General features: G+C 74.8%; 18 protein-coding genes. 9 read left to right on the top strand and 9 right to left on the bottom strand.

The window, feature by feature from the left end; genetic code table 11:
- Window positions 1-27: 27 nt before the first annotated feature.
- Both ACFVVU_RS04155 and ACFVVU_RS04150 read right to left on the bottom strand, forming a co-directional pair.
- Entirely contained in the window at window positions 28-1,056 is a 1,029-nt protein-coding gene (locus tag ACFVVU_RS04155; RefSeq protein ID WP_387788323.1) for a LacI family DNA-binding transcriptional regulator, read from the bottom strand.
- Window positions 1,057-1,240: 184 nt separating this feature from the next.
- On the bottom strand, window positions 1,241-2,104 hold the full coding sequence (locus tag ACFVVU_RS04150) for a MurR/RpiR family transcriptional regulator (RefSeq protein ID WP_380685114.1): 864 nt from the start codon (window positions 2,102-2,104) through the stop codon (window positions 1,241-1,243).
- Window positions 2,105-2,186: 82 nt separating this feature from the next.
- Here ACFVVU_RS04150 and ACFVVU_RS04145 point away from each other — a divergent pair, with 82 nt between their 5' ends.
- Window positions 2,187-3,035, top strand: coding sequence for an EamA family transporter (locus ACFVVU_RS04145; protein WP_380685115.1), 849 nt, complete (start codon window positions 2,187-2,189; stop codon window positions 3,033-3,035).
- Window positions 3,036-3,114: 79 nt separating this feature from the next.
- On the opposite strand, the gene ACFVVU_RS04140 is transcribed toward ACFVVU_RS04145, so the two are convergent.
- Window positions 3,115-3,891 (bottom strand): GNAT family N-acetyltransferase, encoded by a 777-nt coding sequence (locus ACFVVU_RS04140; protein WP_387788322.1) that lies wholly within the window; start codon window positions 3,889-3,891, stop codon window positions 3,115-3,117.
- A 198-nt stretch (window positions 3,892-4,089) separates the two neighbouring features.
- Between ACFVVU_RS04140 and ACFVVU_RS04135 the strand changes: the two genes are divergently transcribed.
- Complete coding sequence (locus ACFVVU_RS04135) at window positions 4,090-5,241, top strand: epoxide hydrolase family protein (protein WP_387788321.1); 1,152 nt, start codon at window positions 4,090-4,092, stop codon at window positions 5,239-5,241.
- 40 nt (window positions 5,242-5,281) lie between these two features.
- Window positions 5,282-5,731, top strand: a complete 450-nt coding sequence (locus tag ACFVVU_RS04130; protein WP_380685118.1) for a hypothetical protein — start codon at window positions 5,282-5,284, stop codon at window positions 5,729-5,731.
- A 69-nt stretch (window positions 5,732-5,800) separates the two neighbouring features.
- Here the strand turns inward: ACFVVU_RS04130 and ACFVVU_RS04125 are convergent, their stop codons facing one another.
- The 3 genes from ACFVVU_RS04125 to ACFVVU_RS04115 all read right to left on the bottom strand — a co-directional run bounded on the left by ACFVVU_RS04125 (window position 5,801) and on the right by ACFVVU_RS04115 (window position 9,489).
- A complete protein-coding gene (locus ACFVVU_RS04125; RefSeq protein WP_387788320.1) occupies window positions 5,801-6,925 on the bottom strand; it encodes a WD40/YVTN/BNR-like repeat-containing protein in 1,125 nt (374 codons plus the stop codon).
- A 186-nt stretch (window positions 6,926-7,111) separates the two neighbouring features.
- Window positions 7,112-8,575: a dihydrolipoyl dehydrogenase family protein gene (locus ACFVVU_RS04120; RefSeq protein WP_387788319.1), complete on the bottom strand. Its 1,464-nt coding sequence runs from the start codon at window positions 8,573-8,575 to the stop codon at window positions 7,112-7,114.
- A 170-nt stretch (window positions 8,576-8,745) separates the two neighbouring features.
- A complete protein-coding gene (locus ACFVVU_RS04115) occupies window positions 8,746-9,489 on the bottom strand; it encodes an alpha/beta fold hydrolase (protein ID WP_387788318.1) in 744 nt (247 codons plus the stop codon).
- A gap of 235 nt (window positions 9,490-9,724) precedes the next feature.
- Between ACFVVU_RS04115 and ACFVVU_RS04110 the strand changes: the two genes are divergently transcribed.
- Entirely contained in the window at window positions 9,725-10,681 is a 957-nt protein-coding gene (locus tag ACFVVU_RS04110) for a helix-turn-helix transcriptional regulator (protein ID WP_380685122.1), read from the top strand.
- A 93-nt stretch (window positions 10,682-10,774) separates the two neighbouring features.
- On the opposite strand, the gene ACFVVU_RS04105 is transcribed toward ACFVVU_RS04110, so the two are convergent.
- Complete coding sequence (locus ACFVVU_RS04105; RefSeq protein ID WP_380690033.1) at window positions 10,775-11,167, bottom strand: thioredoxin family protein; 393 nt, start codon at window positions 11,165-11,167, stop codon at window positions 10,775-10,777.
- 147 nt (window positions 11,168-11,314) lie between these two features.
- On the opposite strand from ACFVVU_RS04105, the gene ACFVVU_RS04100 reads away from it, so the two are divergent.
- The 5 genes from ACFVVU_RS04100 to ACFVVU_RS04080 all read left to right on the top strand — a co-directional run bounded on the left by ACFVVU_RS04100 (window position 11,315) and on the right by ACFVVU_RS04080 (window position 13,941).
- Window positions 11,315-11,959: a hypothetical protein gene (locus ACFVVU_RS04100; RefSeq protein ID WP_380690034.1), complete on the top strand. Its 645-nt coding sequence runs from the start codon at window positions 11,315-11,317 to the stop codon at window positions 11,957-11,959.
- 104 nt (window positions 11,960-12,063) lie between these two features.
- Window positions 12,064-12,624 carry a sigma-70 family RNA polymerase sigma factor gene (locus ACFVVU_RS04095; RefSeq protein WP_380690036.1) on the top strand — a complete coding sequence of 187 codons (561 nt, stop codon included), beginning with the start codon at window positions 12,064-12,066 and terminating at the stop codon, window positions 12,622-12,624.
- Window positions 12,621-13,325 carry an anti-sigma factor family protein gene (locus ACFVVU_RS04090; protein ID WP_387788317.1) on the top strand — a complete coding sequence of 235 codons (705 nt, stop codon included), beginning with the start codon at window positions 12,621-12,623 and terminating at the stop codon, window positions 13,323-13,325. Before ACFVVU_RS04095 ends, ACFVVU_RS04090 begins: the two co-directional genes overlap by 4 nt.
- Before the next feature lie 140 nt (window positions 13,326-13,465).
- Window positions 13,466-13,735 carry a DUF1876 domain-containing protein gene (locus tag ACFVVU_RS04085; protein WP_350545708.1) on the top strand — a complete coding sequence of 90 codons (270 nt, stop codon included), beginning with the start codon at window positions 13,466-13,468 and terminating at the stop codon, window positions 13,733-13,735.
- Window positions 13,732-13,941 carry a hypothetical protein gene (locus ACFVVU_RS04080; RefSeq protein ID WP_380689626.1) on the top strand — a complete coding sequence of 70 codons (210 nt, stop codon included), beginning with the start codon at window positions 13,732-13,734 and terminating at the stop codon, window positions 13,939-13,941. Before ACFVVU_RS04085 ends, ACFVVU_RS04080 begins: the two co-directional genes overlap by 4 nt.
- Before the next feature lie 35 nt (window positions 13,942-13,976).
- On the opposite strand, the gene ACFVVU_RS04075 is transcribed toward ACFVVU_RS04080, so the two are convergent.
- Both ACFVVU_RS04075 and ACFVVU_RS04070 read right to left on the bottom strand, forming a co-directional pair.
- Complete coding sequence (locus ACFVVU_RS04075) at window positions 13,977-14,417, bottom strand: PPOX class F420-dependent oxidoreductase (protein WP_380689624.1); 441 nt, start codon at window positions 14,415-14,417, stop codon at window positions 13,977-13,979.
- A 49-nt stretch (window positions 14,418-14,466) separates the two neighbouring features.
- A complete protein-coding gene (locus ACFVVU_RS04070) occupies window positions 14,467-16,173 on the bottom strand; it encodes a cytochrome bc complex cytochrome b subunit (RefSeq protein ID WP_387788316.1) in 1,707 nt (568 codons plus the stop codon).
- Window positions 16,174-16,370: the final 197 nt, after the last annotated feature.

Genomic DNA, 16,370 nt, shown 5'->3' with positions numbered 1-16,370 from the left:
CCGCCGCCGGGCGCTCCCGGCGGCTGTTCAGGCCCCGGCGCAGCCGCAGGAACGGCGGACCACCATCCGGGCCGGGAACATCCGGGCCCCGGGGGCCGGCGGCGTCGCGCCGTCCGTGCCCGCGCCCAGCACCAGGTCGACGGCGGCGCGGGCCATCTCCGTCTGGGCGGTGGCCACGCTGGTCAGCGGCGGCCCGGCGATCACCGCCTCGGCGATGTCGTCGAAGCCCGCCACCGCGAGGTCCTCCGGTACCCGGATGCCCAGGTCGTCGGCGGCCCGCAGCAGGCCGATCGCCTGGTCGTCGGTCGCGCAGAACACGGCGGCCGGCCGGTCGGCGCGCGCCAGCAGCGCGAGCGCCTCCCGGTGCGCCCGCACGCGGTCGAACGGCGCCGGTGTCAGCCGGCCCTCGGCGGACAGCCCGGCCTCGGCGAGCGCGGCGGCCCAGCCCGCGGTGCGGAAGGTCACCGGGTCGGTCGGGCTGAGGGCGAAGGTGCCGCCGAAGCAGTGCACTTCGGCGTGCCCGTGGCCGAGCAGGTGGCGGACGACGTCGCGGGCGCCGCCCTCGTCGTCCGCGACCACCGCGATCCCGCGCTCCGTCTCGGCGCGGTGGTGCAGCAGCACGACCGGCGTCCCCTCGGTGGCGTCCACGCCGGTGAGGCCGGGGGCGGAGGGGTCCTGGGTCACCAGGATCAGGCCGTCCACCTGCATGCCGAGGAAGGCGCGGATGTAGTGGGCCTCGCGCTCGTCCGCGTAGTCGGAGTTGCCGATCAGCAGCAGCCGCCCGCGCTCGGCGGCGGCGCGCTCCACGGTGTGCGCGAGTTCGGCGAAGAAGGGCTGGCGGGCGTCCGGCACGACCATGCCGATGAGGTCGGTGCGCCGCCGGGCCATCGCCTGCGCGACCCGGTTCGGCCGGTACCCCAGCTCCTCGACGACGGCGAGCACCCGGGCCCGCGTCGCGGCCGCCACCGGGCGCGGTCCATCGTTGATCACATAACTCACGACCGCAGTCGACGTTCCCGCCGCCCTCGCCACGTCGTCCCGCGTCACCCTTGCCATGACCGCGAGCCTACACACCGCCACCGACCGTCCTCACGGTCATTTCACCGGATGGACGGGTGGCGTGGTGCCGGGTGCGGTGGCGGTGCGACGGCCGCACGGTGGCCGTGCGACGGCCGTGCGGCGGGGTGTCGCGGTGGAGGGGAAGGGTGCTTCCGGCCTTCCGGGGTGCGTTGACGGCCCGTCAGTAAGCGTGGTCGGCCGTGACGTCCGCCGACAGCCGCAGGGCGCGCTCGGCCGGTTCGCCGCGCAGGGCGAGCAGGGTCTGGGTGAGCGCGTCCACCACCGTCAGGTGGGCGATCCGGCTGGCGGTGGTCTCCAGGCCGAAGACGAGGTCCTGGCCGCCGGCGACCAGGGTGTGGGCGGCGGCGTCGGCGAGCGGGGAGCGGGCGTAGCTGGTGAGGGCGACCACGGTGGCGCCGTTGTCCCGGGCGAGGCGGGCCGCGTCGACCACGGTGCGGGTGGCACCGGTGTGGCTGACGGCCAGGCACGCGGCGGTGGGCGGCAGTTGGGCGGCGGCCAGCTGGGCGGTGATCGGGTCGGCGGGGGAGTCGGTGCGCAGGCCCAGCGCGCTCAGCCGGTACGCGGCGTCCACGACCACCGCGCCGGACAGGCCCGCGCCGAGGACCAGCACGTGGTCGGCGGCGTTCAGCGCCCCGGCCGCGGCCCGCAAGCGGTCGGGGGTGAGCGTGGTGGCGATCCCGTCGAGCGCCTCGCGGGCGGCGCGCACGGTTTCGGCGAGCGCCCGGGCGGCCGGGTCCCGGGTGTCGGCGGGGTCGGGCCCGGGGGCGGGGGCCTGCCGGACGGCGGCGATCTTCAGCTCCTGGTAACCCCGGAAGCCGAGCCGCTGGCAGGCGCGGACCACCGAGGAGGGCGCCGTCCCGGCCAGTTCGGCGACGTCGCTCACGCTGAGGCCGACCAGATCGGCGCCCCGGGCCAGGACCACCCGGGCGACCCGTGCCTCGCTGCCGCGCAGGTCGCCGAGCCGGGCGCGGATGTGCGCGGCCAGCTGGGACTCCAGCGGGGAAAAATCGGAATGCTCTTCCATAGGTGGAGTGTATCGTGGAATCCGATTCCGAGGGCGGGTGATCCGCCGGTCCCTCGGCCGTCCATCGGAGGGGAGCCCCGTCATGCCCGCCGCCGTCCCCGTGGCCGTCCTGACCGCCGCCGTGCTGCACGCGGTCTGGAACGGGCTGGCGCACCGGATCCAGGACAAGCTGGTCGGCTTCGCGCTGATCAACCTCGCGTACACCGCCTGCGCGCTGGTCCTGGTGGTGCTCAACCCGCTCCCGGCGGCCGCGGCCTGGCCGTACCTGATCACCTCCGTGGTGCTCCAGGTGGCCTCCCAGCTGCTCCTGCTGCGCGCCTACCAGCTGGGGGACTTCGGGCAGATGTACCCGATCGCCCGCGGTTCGGCGCCCCTGCTGGTGGCGGTGCTGTCGGTCACCCTCCTCGGCGACCGGCTCGGCACCGGGGAACTGCTCGGGGTGGCCGTGATCTCCTGCGGACTGGCCGGACTGGCCTTCGCCCACGGGATGCCGGGCCGGGCCCAGCTGCCCGCGCTCATGGCGGCGGCCGGCACCGGGGTGATGATCGCCGCGTACACCGTGTCGGACGGCGGCGGCGTGCGGCACGCGGGCACGGTCGGCGGTTACGTCGCCTGGCTGTTCCTGCTCCAGGGGCCGGTGCTGGCGCTGATCGCCTGGGCGCGCCGGGGCCGGGGCCTGCTGGCCGGGGCCGGTCCGGCGGTCCCGTTCGGGCTGATCGGCGGGGTGCTGTCGCTGACCGCCTACGGGCTGGTGGTCTGGGCGCAGTCCCGGGGGAACCTCGCGACGATCGCCGCGCTGCGCGAGACCAGCATCGTGATCGCCGCGCTGATCGCCACCGTGGTCTTCCGCGAGCGCCTCGGGCGGCTGCGGATGGCGGCGAGCGCGACCGTCCTGGCCGGGATAGCCGTCCTGGAGCTGGCCCACCCCTGAGGGTCGGCTCCAGGACGGCGGCGGCCGATGCCGCGTGGCGCGGGCCGGGCTGCGGGCTGCCGGCCTCGGGCCGCAGGACTCAGGGGACGATGACCGTCAGCGAGCTGCGGGTCACCGTGAAACCCATCTCCTCGTAGAGCCGCTGGGCCCGGTTGCCCTCGGTCACCGCCAGCCCGATCTCGGTCCGGCCCCCGGCGACGAGGTCCGCGAGGACGCGCCGCAGCAGGTCGCGGCCGAGGCCGGGGTAGCCGAGCGCCGGATCGCGGAACACATGGGCGATCCAGGGCAGCCCGTCCCAGTCGGTCAGGACGGCTCCGGCCACCACCCGGTCGGCCTCGTCGACGACCAGGGCGCTGACGGGCAGCAGCGGCCCTATGACCTCCCCGGCGAGCAGTTCGGCGAGCCGCCGCACCGCGAGCCGGTCGCCGTCCGCCTCCTCCGGGCGGTGGTCGGGGTGGCCGGGGCCGAAGGCGGCCATCGAGGCCGCGACCAGCGCCTCGGCCGGGCGGTCGCACGGCACGGTCCGGAACCCGTCCCGCAGCGGCGTCCGGGCCCAGGCCTCCCAGCCCTCGGCGGGCGGGGCGCCGGTGAGCTCGCGGTGCATGGTGTGGCCGTGGCGCAGCACCGAGGCGCCCTGCCGCACCAGCTCCTGACCGAGCTCGACCGGTCCGGAGACCACCCAGCCCGCCATCTCCGCCCGCACGTACCCGGCCAGGGCGGGCAGGTCGCCGCGCGGGTCGACCACCTCCAGCTGGTCGGCCCAGGGGCGTCCCTCCCGCTCCCCGAGCCCGTACCGCACGAGGGCGACGCCGTCCGCCCCGTAGCCGTACCGCCAGTCGGTTTCCGTCTCCGCCACGCCGCTCGTCCGATCCTCGCCCGGCGGCACACCCCTCGCGTGCCGTCTACCCGTCATGCTCGGTGAACGATCCGTTCCGATCAACCGATTTGGCCGAGAAGGACCGAGCAGGACCGAGCAGGACCGAGCAGAGCAGAGTAGGACCGCGCGGGGCCGAGTAGGACGCCGGCTGACCTAATCGCGGCCTACCGTCACCGCATGATCAACGACGAGGAAGCCGTCCGCCCCTTCCGGCTCGCCGTTCCGCAGGACGAACTGGACGAGCTGCGCCTGCGGATCGCCCGCACCCGCTGGCCGGACGAACTGCCGGGGGCCGGCTGGTCCTACGGGGTCGCCGCGCCGTACCTGCGCGAACTGGCCGGGTACTGGGCGGACGGCTACGACTGGCGGGTGCACGAGGCGGCGCTCAACGCCTTCCCCCAGTTCACCACCACGATCGACGGGCAGAACCTGCACTTCCTGCACGTCCGTTCGCCCGAGCCGGACGCCGTCCCGCTGGTCCTCACCCACGGCTGGCCCAGCACCGTCCACGACTTCGCCCAGATCCTCGGCCCGCTCACCGACCCCCGGGCGCACGGCGGTGATCCGGCCGACGCCTTCCACGTCGTCGCCCCCTCACTGCCCGGCTTCGCCTACTCCGGGCCGACCACCGCACCGGGCTGGGGCACCCGTCGGATCGCCGCCGCCTGGGCCGAACTGATGCGCCGGCTCGGCTACCGGCGGTACGGCGCGCAGGGCGGCGACTTCGGAGCCATCGTCTCGCCCGAACTCGGCCGGGTGGCGCCCGAGGAGGTGATCGGCATCCACCTCAACGCGCCACCGAGTGCCTCGGCCCCGCTCTCCGCCGCCGAGTCCGCCCTGCTCTCCGCCGACGAGCGGGCCAAGGCCGAGGCCAACGCCCGGTGGTGGCAGGCGCACTCCGGCTACGCGACGCAGATGTCCACCCGCCCGCAGACGGTGGCCTACGCGCTCAACGACTCGCCGGTCGGCCAACTCGCCTGGAACCTCGAATTCTTCGTCGACCACGACCCGGAGGTGACCGGCCAGACCCTGCCCTCGTGGGACGCCGTGCTGACCGACGTCACCGCCTTCTGGCTGACCGGTACCGCCGGCTCGGCCGCCCGCCTCTACCGGGAGATCGCGGCCGACGGCTGGGGCCGCCCGGAACCCTCGGGCGTGCCCACCGGGGTGGCGCTGTTCCACGGCGACCGGGCGATCCGCGCCCTGGCCGAGCTCTCCAACCGGGTGACCCGCTGGACCGTCCACGACACCGGCGGCCACTTCGCCTCGCTCCAGGCGCCGGAGGCCCTGGTGACGGACGTCCGGGCGTTCTTCCGCACCCTGCGCTGAGCCGGCCCGGGTTGTCGGTGGCGGCGCCTACCGTTCCGGTATGAGCGTCCCCGAGGTCATCCCGATCGTCCACGAGCCCGGCTACCGCACCGACACCATCGGCCGCTTCCGGGGCGGCCAGTTCTTCGCCTCCGTCACCTACGCCGTCCCGGAGGGGGCGGTGAGGCACGAGGGCGGCGGCTGCTTCGCCGTGCTGCACCGGTTCGACGACGCCGGGCGCCACCTGGACTCCCGGATCGAGGCGGTGCCCGGCGCGGTCCCCGGTGCCGCCGAGGCCGCCGCCGAGCTGCTGGGGGAGTGGCTGGCGGCCCTGCCGGAGCGGGAGTTCGGGGACATCGCGGTCGCGCCCTTCGCCGTGCACGTCGACGGCTGCCTCTTCGGCCTGGTCGTCGAACGGCACGGCGAGGACGCGACGGAGGACGACTGGGCCGAGCTCTACCCCGACAACCTCGGTTTCCACGCCCCGTGGGACGGCGAGTACGACACCTGATCCCGCCGCCCCGGTCCGCTCCGGTCCGCTCCGGTCCGCCCCGACCGTCCCCCCGCCCCCGACGGTGCGTCAGTCGGCGATCACCGCCGCCCGGACGCAGAGCACGTCCGGCAGGTGGGAGACCAGCAACGCCCAGTGCTCGCCCTCGTCGTGGCTCGCGTAGACGTCACCGGTCCGGTTGCCGAAGTAGATGCCGGCCGGCTCGACGTCGTCGGTGCGCAGCGCGTCACGAAGCACGATGCCGTAGTGGTCCTCGCCCGGCAGGCCCTCGGCGAGCGCCTGCCAGCTCTCCCCGGCGTCGTTGGTGCGGAAGACCCGGCAGCGGCGCCCGGGCGGGATCCGGTCGTCGGCGCCGCCGAGCGGGAACACGTACGCGGTGTCGGCGCGGCGCGGGTGGGCGGCGATCGCGAAGCCGAAGTCGGCGGGCAGCCCGTCGGCGATCGAGCGCCAGCTCGCACCGCCGTCGTCGCTGCGGTACACGCCGCCGTGGTTCTGCAGGTAGAGTCGGTCCGGGTTGACGGCGTCCCGGGCGATCTTGTGCACGCACTGGCCGAACTCGGGGTACTGGCTCTCCTGGGGCAGGAACTCGGCCCGCAGGCCGGAGTTGGACGGCTGCCAGCTGCCGCCGCCGTCCTTGCTGCGGTAGACGCCGCCGCTGGAGACGGCGATCAGCAGCCGCTGCGGGTCGCGCGGGTCGGTGAGGATCGTGTGCAGGCCCTGGCCGCCGTACCCGGCGCCCCACTCGCTGCGCTGCGGGTGCTCCCAGAGCGCTTCCACCAGCGCGAAGTTCTCGCCGCCGTCCTCGGAGCGGAACAGCGCGGCGGGCTCGGTGCCCGCGTAGACCACGCCGGGTGCCTCCGGCCCGGCCGGCTGGAGCTGCCAGACCCGGGTGAGCGCGGCGCCGGTGTGCTCGGGGAAGCGGATCGCGGGCCTGGGCGGCTCGAACCAGCTCGCGCCGAGGTCGTCCGAGCGCCAGACCGACGGCCCCCAGTGGCTGCTGTCGGCACCCACCAACAGCCGGACACCGCCGTCCTTCCGGGGCCCGCCGTCCGCGTGGTCCCGGCGGTCGATCGCGACGGAGTAGATCGCGTTCATCCGGAAGTGCGGCCCGCTGAACTCCCAGTCCAACCGGTCGCGGCTGCGTCCGAGGAAGAGGCCCTTCTCGGTTCCGACGGCCAACAGCACTTCGCTCATTGCCACACACCACCTGCTCGGCGAAACGGCCCCGCCCGGACACCCTCCCCGGGCCAGTGTCCCGCCGTCGGACGTCCGCCACATCTCGCCGCGCCGGGCCGCGCCGGGTCGCGCCGGGTCGCCGCGCAGGCGCGGGCGAGCAGGGCGAGCAGGGCGGGGCCGGGGACGGCCCCGCCCTGGAGGGGCTCAGCCCCGGCAGCCCTCCAGCAGCCGCAGCCAGACCTCGCTGATCGTCGGATAGGCGGGCACCGCGTGCCAGAGCCGGTCGATCGGCACCTCGCCGACCACCGCGACGGTCGCCGAGTGCAGCAGCTCGGAGACGCCCGGCCCGACGAACGACACGCCGACCAGCACCTCCCGGTCCAGGTCGAACACCGCACGGGCCCGGCCCCGGTAGCCGTCGCCGTAGAGCGAGGCCCCGGCGACCGCGCCGAGGTCGTGGTCGATGGCCTTGACCCGGAGCCCGGCCCGCTCGGCGGCGTCCAGGGTCAGGCCGACGGCCGCGACCTCCGGGTGCGTGAAGACCACCTGCGGCGCACCCGCGCTGTCGGCGGACGCGGCGTGCGCGCCCCAGCGCGCGGTGTCCAGCGAGTGCCCCTGGGCGCGCGCGACGATCGCCGCACCGGTGATCCGGGCCTGGTACTTGCCCTGGTGGGTGAGCAGCGCCCGGTGGTTGACGTCCCCGGCCGCGTACAGCCAGCCACCGTCGACCCCGAGCACGGTGCAGCTGTCGTCCACGTCGAGCCAGCCGCCGGGGTGCAGGCCGACCTGCTCCAGGCCGATGTCCGCGGTGCGCGGGGCACGCCCGGTGGCGTACAGCACCTCGTCCACGGTCAGCCGCTCGCCGTCGTCCAGCACCAGGGTGACCTCGGAGGGCCCGCCGTCCGCCGCCGGCCGCTCCAGCGAGGCGACCTCCGTCCCGAACCGGAGGTCCACCCCGGCCGCCCGCAGGCCCTCCGCCACCAGCTCGCCGGCGAACGGCTCCATCCGGGGCAGCAGCCCGCTGCCGCGGACCAGCAGCACCACCTCCGAGCCGAGCGCCCGCCAGGCTGTGGCCAGCTCCACGCCGACCACGCCGCCGCCGACCACCGCCAGCCGCCCGGGGACGGTCTGCGAGCCGGTCGCCTCCCGGTTGGTCCACGGGCGCGCGTCGGCCAGCCCGGGGACGCCCTGCGGCAGCACCGGCCGGCTGCCGGTGCAGACCGCCACCGCGCGCCGGGCCACCAGGACCCGCTCGCTGCCGTCCTCCGCCTCGACCGTCACCTGCCGCTCGCCGGCCAGCCGGCCGTGGCCGCGGACCAGGTCGATGCCGGTGTCGCGGAGCCACTGCACCTGGCCGTCGTCCTGCCAGTGCGAGGTGAACGCGTCACGCCGGGCGAGCACCGCGGCCGGGTCCAGGGCACCCTTGCCGACCGCCTCCCGGGAACCGGCCACCGCGCGGGCGTCGGCCAGCGCGGCCACCGGGCGCAGCAGCGCCTTGCTCGGCATGCAGGCCCAGTAGGAGCACTCGCCGCCGACCAGTTCGCTCTCCACGATCACGGTGCGCAACCCGGCGGCGGCCGTCCGGTCGGCGACGTTCTCGCCGGTCGGACCCGCGCCGATCACGATGACGTCGTACTCCTCGGGGGCGGTGGACTGGGGAGTGGTCATCCGTGTTCCTCCGTGCTCTCGCGGGTGTGCCGTGGTGCCGTGCCCATCCTGCGCCGCCCCGCCCACGTTGCGTGGCCGAACACGCGGGCGAGGCGGCGGCCGGCATCACCGTACCGTCGCCCCGCCCGTCGTCCGCCGGGTGCCCGCCGTTTCCCCGTCCGGGGCCCGCGCTACTCGGCCTGCGCCAACTCCGCCAGCACCGCCGCGGTTTCGGCCGGACGGGAGAACATCGGCCAGTGCCCGGTCAGCAGCTCGCGCAGCTCCCACTCCGCCCCGCCGAGCGCCGCGAAGTACGGGTGCCCGGCGGCGATCATCTCCCGGACCTGCGCCAGCGGGATCGAGCAGGAGACCAGGGCCTTCGGCAGCTTGTCGGCGGCGCCGGTCAGCCGCAACGGCTCGTGGAGCGTACGGACCGGCTGGTCGGTCGCCAGCGCGCGGAACCGGGCGAGACCGGCCTCGTCCACCCCGGCCACGGCGGCGCCGCCCGAGGCCAGCACCTCCCAGGAGGGCAGCGGCACCCGCCAGCCGTCGACCAGCGAGGCCTCCAGCGCGGCACGGTAGGCCGGGTCCCAGAGGTCGGCGATCGCGACGTCACCGGCCATCGGGCCGGAGTCGACCCACACCACCCGGCGGATCCGCTCCGGCACCCGGTCGGCCGCGCCGCTCACGGCAAGGGTGCCGCCGCTGTGCGCGACCAGGACCACGTCCCGGAGGTCCTCGCGGACCAGCAGGTCGACCAGGTCGTCGACGTGGGCCTGCGCGCCGGTCTCGGGCGAGGCCTCGCCGGCCCGGTCGGCGAGCCCGGGCAGGGTCACCGCGTGCACGGTGTGGCCGGCGGCGTGCAGCGGTTCGGCCACCGCGTCCCACGCCCAGCCGCCGAGCCAGAAACCGGGAACGAGTACGAAGGTGCTCATGGGGGAGGGTCCTCTCCTGGAGTTTCGTGTCCTGGGGTACCGGGCCGTGCGGCCGGGGGCAGAACGACCGGGGACGGGGCGACCGGGGAACTCGCCCGGCTGCCCGTCGTCGGCTCCGAGCCTAGAATCGCATCCGGACAGAACTCGACCGGATTAATCGGCTCGTTGGCCGATCCGTCGATTCGGCCGACCCTCCTCCGGGCGAACCGTCGCCGCCCCGAGGAGCAAAGGACCCGTGGAACACCCGGTCAGCCGCGTGCTCGCCCTGCTCGAACTGCTCCAGGCCCGCCCCGGTCTGACCGGCGCCGAACTCGCCGCGCGGCTGGAGGTCGACGTCCGCACCGTGCGCCGGTACGCGGCCCGGCTCGCCGAACTCGGCATCCCCGTCAGGGCCGAGCGGGGCCGCTACGGCGGCTACCGGCTGATGCCCGGGTACCGGCTGCCGCCGCTGATGCTCACCGGGGACGAGGCCGCCTCCGTCGTGCTCGGACTGCTGGCCGGCCGGCGGTCCGGGCTGTCGGTGGGGGAGCAGGCCGGCGAGTCGGCGCTCGCCAAGATCCAGCGGGTGCTGCCGCCGCAGCTGCGCGAGCGGGTCGAGGCCGTCGAGCAGACCCTCGGCCTGACCGCCGCGCCCACCGCCGGCCCCAGCCCGGCCGCCCCCGCGCTCTTCGCGCTCGCCGAGGCGGCCCGCCGCCGGCGCCGCGTCCGGCTCGACTACCGGGACCGCGCGGGCGCGCCCAGCGAGCGCGAGTTCGACCCGTACGGGCTGGTCTTCCACTCGGGACGCTGGTACACCACGGGCCTGGACCACCGCAGCGGCGAGCAGCGGACCTTCCGGCTGGACCGGATCCGCTCGGTCGACCCGCGGGAGACCGGCTTCGAACCGCCGGCCGGCGTCGACCCGGTGCAACGGGTGCTGGAGTCGCTCGCCGCGGTGCCGTGGACGCACGAGGTCGAGGTGGTCCTCACCACCACCCTCGCCGAGGCCCGCCACCGCATCCCGCCCACCGCCGGCACGCTCACCGGGACGGACGACGGGCGCGTCCTGTTCCACGCGCGGGCCGAACGGCTCGACGGCATGGCCGTGCTGCTGGCCGGCCTCGGCTGGCCCTTCACCGTGCGCCGACCCGACGCCCTGCGGGACGAACTGCGCGCGCTCGCCGCCCGCCTCACCACCTGGAGCGAGGACTGACCGCCGCGCCCGAACGCACGGCGGCGAGCCCCGCGGGTGGAGGAACCACCCCGGGGCTCGCCGTGACGAACGGGCCGGTCGAGCGGCCGGGCGTCACGCCTCCTTGGGACCGCCGTCCTGCTCCGCCGCGACCTTCCGCTTGACCTCCGCCATGTCCAGCCCGCGGGCCTGGCCGATCAGGTCCTCGAACACCGGCTCGGGCAGCGCGCCCGCCTGCGAGAAGACGAGCACGCCCTCACGGATGATCGCCAGCGTGGGGATCGACTGGATCCCGAAGGCCGCCGCCAGCTCCTGCTGCGCCTCGGTGTCCACCTTGGCGAAGACCAGGTCCGGGTGGCGCTCGGCGGCCTTCTCGTAGACCGGCGCGAACTGGCGGCACGGGCCGCACCAGCCCGCCCAGAAGTCGATGAAGACGAAATCCTTGCCGTCCGGTCCGGGGACGATCTCGTCGAAGTTCTCCTTGGTCAGCTCGACCGTGCTGCTCATGTCGCGGTTCCTGCCCTTCCGGTGGTGGCGGTCAAGGCCATGTGCCCCCGACAACGGCTGCTGTCCGCGCGCTATTCCGGGGACCCGACCGGGTCGCCCGTTGAGCGGACGGCGGCCCCCGTCCGTACCGGAGGGTGTCCGGCACCGATGTGCACCCCCATCGACCGGGGAGCGGTCACCATGCGCACCACCCACCGCACCGACGGCTCGACCGATGACCACACCAGCGGACCGGGCCGGCGACCCGGCCGCCGTCAGGGACGGCTCGCCGTGCTCGCCGCGGGCGGGCTGGCCGCGGCCGCCCTGGTGGCGGGCTGCGGCTCGTCGGGCTCCAGCAGCAGCTCGGCACCCGCCAACCCGCCCGCCGCGTCCAGCGCCCCGGCCTCGCCGGGCATGACCGCGACCACCCTGAGGACCACCGACGACCCGCACCTCGGCACCATCGTCACCGACGGTGCCGGCTTCACCCTCTACCGCTTCGACCACGACAGCGCCAACCCGCCCACCGCCACCTGCAACGGCGGCTGCGCGGCGCTGTGGCCGCCCGTCCCGGCCACCGGCACGACGGTCTCGGCGAGCGGCATCGACGCCAAGCTGGTCGGCACCGTCACCCGCGCCGACGGCAGCAAGCAGGTCACCCTGGCCGGTTGGCCGCTCTACCGCTACGCGCCCGACCAGAAGCCCGGTGACACCAAGGGCCAGGGCATCGACGGCATCTGGTTCGCGGCGACCCCCACCGGCGACCGGGCCGGCATGAGCGGCAGCGGCGGCAGTGGCGGCTCCGGCTACTGAGCCGGCCGTCCGGCCGTCCGTGACGACGTCCGACGATGCCCGATGACGTCCGTCGGCGCTCGACGACGACGCTCGACCCGGAGGCACGCGTGCGCGAGGATGTGATGGTGACCGAGGAGCCTCCCGGTGGCGGCCGCCCGGCCGTCCGGGGCGCGCCGGCACCGGACGAGGAGCTGATGCGCGCGCTCTACCAGGAGCACGCCGGGCCGCTGTTCGGCTTCGTCCTCCACCTCGTCGCCGGCGACCGCCAGCGCGCCGAGGACGTCGTGCAGGAGACGCTGCTGCGCGCCTGGCGGAACCTCCACCGGCTGGACCCGGCGGCCGGATCGCTGCGGCCCTGGCTCGCCACCGTCGCCCGCCGGATCGTCATCGACGAGCACCGCGCCGAACTCGCCCGCCCGCGCGAAGTCGACGCCGGCCCCCTGGAGTTGCTGCCCGCCGAGGACGAACTCGACCGTGCGCTGCGGATGATGACGGTCGCCGACGCGCTCGGCGACCTCTCGGCCGCGCACCGTGCGGTCATCGTCGAGACCTACTTCAAGGGCCGCACCGCCAGCGAGGCGGCCGCCGAACTCGGCATCCCCGCGGGCACCGTGCGCTCGCGGGCCTACTACGCGCTGCGCGCGCTCAGGCTCGCGCTGGAGGAACGGGGAGTGACATCGTGACACCGTCCGAACCCGATCCCGCGCGGACCGTGCACCTGGACGTCGGCGCCTACGTCCTCGGCGTCCTGGACCCGGTCGAACGTGCCGCCTTCGACGCCCACCTGGCCGCCGGCTGCCCGCGGTGCGCCGGGCAACTGGCTGAACTCGGCCCGGTCGAGGCGCTGCTCGGCGAGTACGCGGCCGCCGCCGACCCGGTCGACCCGGCCCCGGAGCCCGACCCGGCGCTGCTCGACCGGCTGATGGGGGAGGTCCGGGCGCGCCGGCGGCGCGGGCGCGTCCGGGGGCTGGCACTGGTCGCCGCGGCGGCCGCGCTGACGATCGCCGGCCCCGCGGTGACCGCCGCCGTGATCACCGCCGACTCCGCCCCCGGCGTGGTCGCCACCGCGGCCGCCCACCAGTTCGCCGCGACGGACCCGGCCACCGGCGTCCACGCCGTGGTCGGCGTGGACCCCGCACCCTGGGGCAGCCGGGTCGCGCTCGAACTGTCCGGTGTCCAGGGCCCGTTGACCTGTGACCTGGTCGCGGTCTCCGCCACCGGCGGCCACCAGACGGTGACCACCTGGAACGTCCCCGCCACCGGCTACGCCCCCACCACCCCGCTCCGCACCACCGGCGGCACGGCCTACCCGCCCACCACCATCACCCACTTCGAGATCCGCACCCTCGACACCGGCGCCCTCCTCCTCACCGTCCCTGCCTGACCCACCCCATCGGCGGATCCTTGAACGCGTTCAACCGCCCCCCGGACGCCGCCCCGGCCGTCTGCTCTGGTGTTCACCGGGGGTACGGCGCACCCTGGAGGAGTAACCGGACGAGAAGCGACCGCCGGAGGTGATCCGCCATGCAGACTCTTGTCGGTTGGCACATCGAGATGGAATTCCGCGAGGAGGGGCCGCGGACGGCCGCCGCCGCCCTGCTGCGGCTGGGGGACGGGACCGAGTTGCGCGCCCACGGCTACACCAGCCGCCACCCCTCCGACCCGGAACAGCTGAGGGTCGGCGAGGAGATCGCGGCCGCGCGGGCGCTCAACGACCTCGCCTCGCAGCTGCTCACCAAGGCCCACGGGGAGATCCAGGAGGTCAGCCCGGTCCCGACCCACCCGCTGTCGTGACGCGACCGGACGCCGCCGCCGGCCCGGGCGCCCCCCGGTCGCGCATCCCGCTGATCTGCCCGCGCTGCGGCCGGGAGCAACGGGTGGTGCCGGGCGGTCCCGGCCGCGCGGTCAAGGTGGTGCACGCCGGGACCGGCCGGGAGGCCTGCGAGCCGGGGGACCTGGCCCGCGCGCCGGACGACGACGTGGGCGGCGACGCCGCCTGAGTCGACGACGGGGGTCGACGACGGGGCCCGGCGACTCAGTTCGGGCAGTACGTGGTCGGCACCTGCCACTCCGGCCCGATCAGCCGCTGCTCCAGCTCGTTGAGCGTGATCCGGATGCCGATCGTCCCGGCCAGTCCGAGCCGCATCCGGCTGCGGGCCAGGGCCAGGAACGCCGCCAGCCCGTACTTGTTGATCAGCGAGGCGCGGTAGCGGGCGGTGTCGTCCGCGTCGCAGACGGCGGCCCGGGCCGGGAGCTGACGCCCGGTCGGCCGCCCGTGCGCGTCGCACGGGCCGACCAGGACCTTGGGGTGGCGGCGGATCCGCTCGGCCTCGCCGGAGTGGGCGGGCGTCCAGATGCCGAGCGCCGTGCCGTCGGCCACGACCCAGCTCTGCGAGCGGACCTGGCGGCCGTCCTCGCCGAAGGTGGTGAGCAGGAGGTATCTGCTGTCGGCCAGCTGGTCGGTACGGTCGTGCACGGTGTCCTCCCTCTCCGTTGCGGCGGGTGGTCGCGGGCGGCGCGCGGCCTCAGTGGCCGCGCCCGCCGCCGTTCTCGTGGTGCTCGGTGACGGCGTGCTGTGCGGCGGGCGGTTGCTGTGCGGCGGTCGGGTGGTGCCCGGTGGCCCCGTGGTGTGCGGCGGCCCGGTGGAACTCCTCGGCGGTGGGCCCGGCGATCCGGGCCCCGTCTCCGTGGAACCCACGGGACAGCCTCGCACGGGCGCGGTCAAGGACCCCGGCCGGGTGGGCCACTCCATTGTCGTCCACGGCGGCGGGCAGTTCGAGGGCTCGCGGCTGCTCGTGCGCGGTGAGCCGGTGCAGTTCGGCCGGCGCGAGCGGGGCGTGCACCTCCACGAACTCGCCGTGCGGCAGCCGCTTGATGACGCCGGTCTCGCGGCCGTGCAGCACCTTCTCCTTGTCCCGCCGCTGCAGGCCCAGGCACCAGCGCTTGGTGATCACGAAGACGGCCACCGGGACGACGAGGAATCCCACCCGGACGGCGTAGGTGATGGTGTTGAGCGACAGGTGCAGATGGGTGGCGATGAGGTCGTTGCCGCCGCCGGCCAGCGTCACCAGGTAGAGCGAGATCCAGGCCGCGCCGAGCGCGGTGCGGACGGGGGCGTTGCGCGGGCGGTCCAGCAGGTGGCGTTCGCGCCGGTCGTTCGTCGCCCAGGCCTCCACGAACGGGTGGACGGCGATCGCGCCGAGGACGAGCGGGAAGAGTGTGAACGGGACGAGCACGCCGAGGTTCAGGGTGTGGCCCCACAGGCCGACCTCCCAGCCGGGCATCACCCGGACGAGCCCTTCGGCGAAGCCCATGTACCAGTCGGGCTGGGCGTCGGTGGACACCTGGTCGGGGCGGTACGGGCCGTACGCCCAGATCGGGTTGATCGTGGCGAGCGCCGAGACGGCGGCGATCAGGCCGAACACCAGGAAGAAGAAGCCACCGGCCTTGGCCGTGTAGACCGGCATCAGCGGCATGCCGACGACGTTCTTCTCCGTCTTGCCCGGTCCCGCCCACTGGGTGTGCTTGTGGTGGAAGACCAGGATCAGGTGCGCCACCAGCAGGCCGAGCATGATGCCCGGGATCAGCAGCACGTGGATGGTGAAGAACCGCGGCACGATGTCGGTGCCGGGGAACTCGCCCCCGAACAGGAACATCTGGATGTAGGTGCCGACCAGCGGGACGGCGAGGATCGCGCCCTCGACGAAGCGGATGCCGGTGCCCGAGAGCAGGTCGTCGGGCAGCGAGTAGCCGAAGAAGCCGTCCAGCATGCCGAGGAAGAGCAGCAAGAAGCCGAACAGCCAGTTGATCTCACGGGGCTTGCGGAACGCGCCGGTGAAGAAGACCCGCATCATGTGGACGAACATCGCCGCGATGAAGACGAGCGCCGCCCAGTGGTGGATCTGCCGGATCAGCAGGCCGCCGCGCACCTCGAAGCTGATGTCGACCGTCGAGGCGTAGGCCTCGGACATCGGCACGCCCTTGAGCGGCACGTACGAGCCGTCGTAGACGATCTCGCCCATGCTCGGCTTGAAGAACAGCGTCAGCCAGACGCCGGTCAGGATGATGATGAGGAAGGTGTAGAGGCAGATCTCGCCCAGCATGAAGGACCAGTGGTCCGGGAAGATCTTCCGCAGGTTGGCCCTGGCCAGGGTGTAGATCCCCAGCCGGCCGTCGGTCCAGTCGGCGGCGCGTTGCCCGCGTCCGCCGCCGGTTCCCTGATTCCGGGTCATGTCCACGCACCTCGGTCGAAGTGAAGCGGGGAGTCATCCCCGCTTCGAAGCCCGACCAGAATAAGCGGGGATCATTCCCCAGTTTCATCGGGGGGTGCTCACCGGCGTCCTCGCCGCGTTCGTACCGCGGTCCTCGCCAGCGTCCTCGCCGGTCCCGGAAACGGCGAACGGCCCGCCCGGCGTCGTGAAGACGCCGG

The organism is Kitasatospora sp. NPDC057965 (assembly GCF_042887135.1).
Taxonomy (GTDB): Bacteria; Actinomycetota; Actinomycetes; order Streptomycetales; family Streptomycetaceae; genus Kitasatospora.
Note: the sequence above shows the minus strand (reverse complement) of the source record. Positions and strands in the feature narration are given on the sequence as shown.

Bases quoted from the DNA above. Each gene is read 5' to 3' on its own strand.
- ACFVVU_RS04070 (WP_387788316.1), bottom strand. From the start codon at position 16,173: ATGACCCGGAATCAGGGAACCGGCGGCGGACGCGGGCAACGCGCCGCC.
- ACFVVU_RS04145 (WP_380685115.1), top strand. From the start codon at position 2,187: ATGCCCGCCGCCGTCCCCGTGGCCGTCCTGACCGCCGCCGTGCTGCAC.
- ACFVVU_RS04095 (WP_380690036.1), top strand. From the start codon at position 12,064: ATGGTGACCGAGGAGCCTCCCGGTGGCGGCCGCCCGGCCGTCCGGGGC.
- ACFVVU_RS04120 (WP_387788319.1), bottom strand. From the start codon at position 8,575: ATGACCACTCCCCAGTCCACCGCCCCCGAGGAGTACGACGTCATCGTG.
- ACFVVU_RS04150 (WP_380685114.1), bottom strand. From the start codon at position 2,104: ATGGAAGAGCATTCCGATTTTTCCCCGCTGGAGTCCCAGCTGGCCGCG.
- ACFVVU_RS04100 (WP_380690034.1), top strand. From the start codon at position 11,315: ATGTGCACCCCCATCGACCGGGGAGCGGTCACCATGCGCACCACCCAC.
- ACFVVU_RS04130 (WP_380685118.1), top strand. From the start codon at position 5,282: ATGAGCGTCCCCGAGGTCATCCCGATCGTCCACGAGCCCGGCTACCGC.
- ACFVVU_RS04105 (WP_380690033.1), bottom strand. From the start codon at position 11,167: ATGAGCAGCACGGTCGAGCTGACCAAGGAGAACTTCGACGAGATCGTC.
- ACFVVU_RS04115 (WP_387788318.1), bottom strand. From the start codon at position 9,489: ATGAGCACCTTCGTACTCGTTCCCGGTTTCTGGCTCGGCGGCTGGGCG.
- ACFVVU_RS04135 (WP_387788321.1), top strand. From the start codon at position 4,090: ATGATCAACGACGAGGAAGCCGTCCGCCCCTTCCGGCTCGCCGTTCCG.
- ACFVVU_RS04125 (WP_387788320.1), bottom strand. From the start codon at position 6,925: ATGAGCGAAGTGCTGTTGGCCGTCGGAACCGAGAAGGGCCTCTTCCTC.
- ACFVVU_RS04155 (WP_387788323.1), bottom strand. From the start codon at position 1,056: ATGGCAAGGGTGACGCGGGACGACGTGGCGAGGGCGGCGGGAACGTCG.
- ACFVVU_RS04085 (WP_350545708.1), top strand. From the start codon at position 13,466: ATGCAGACTCTTGTCGGTTGGCACATCGAGATGGAATTCCGCGAGGAG.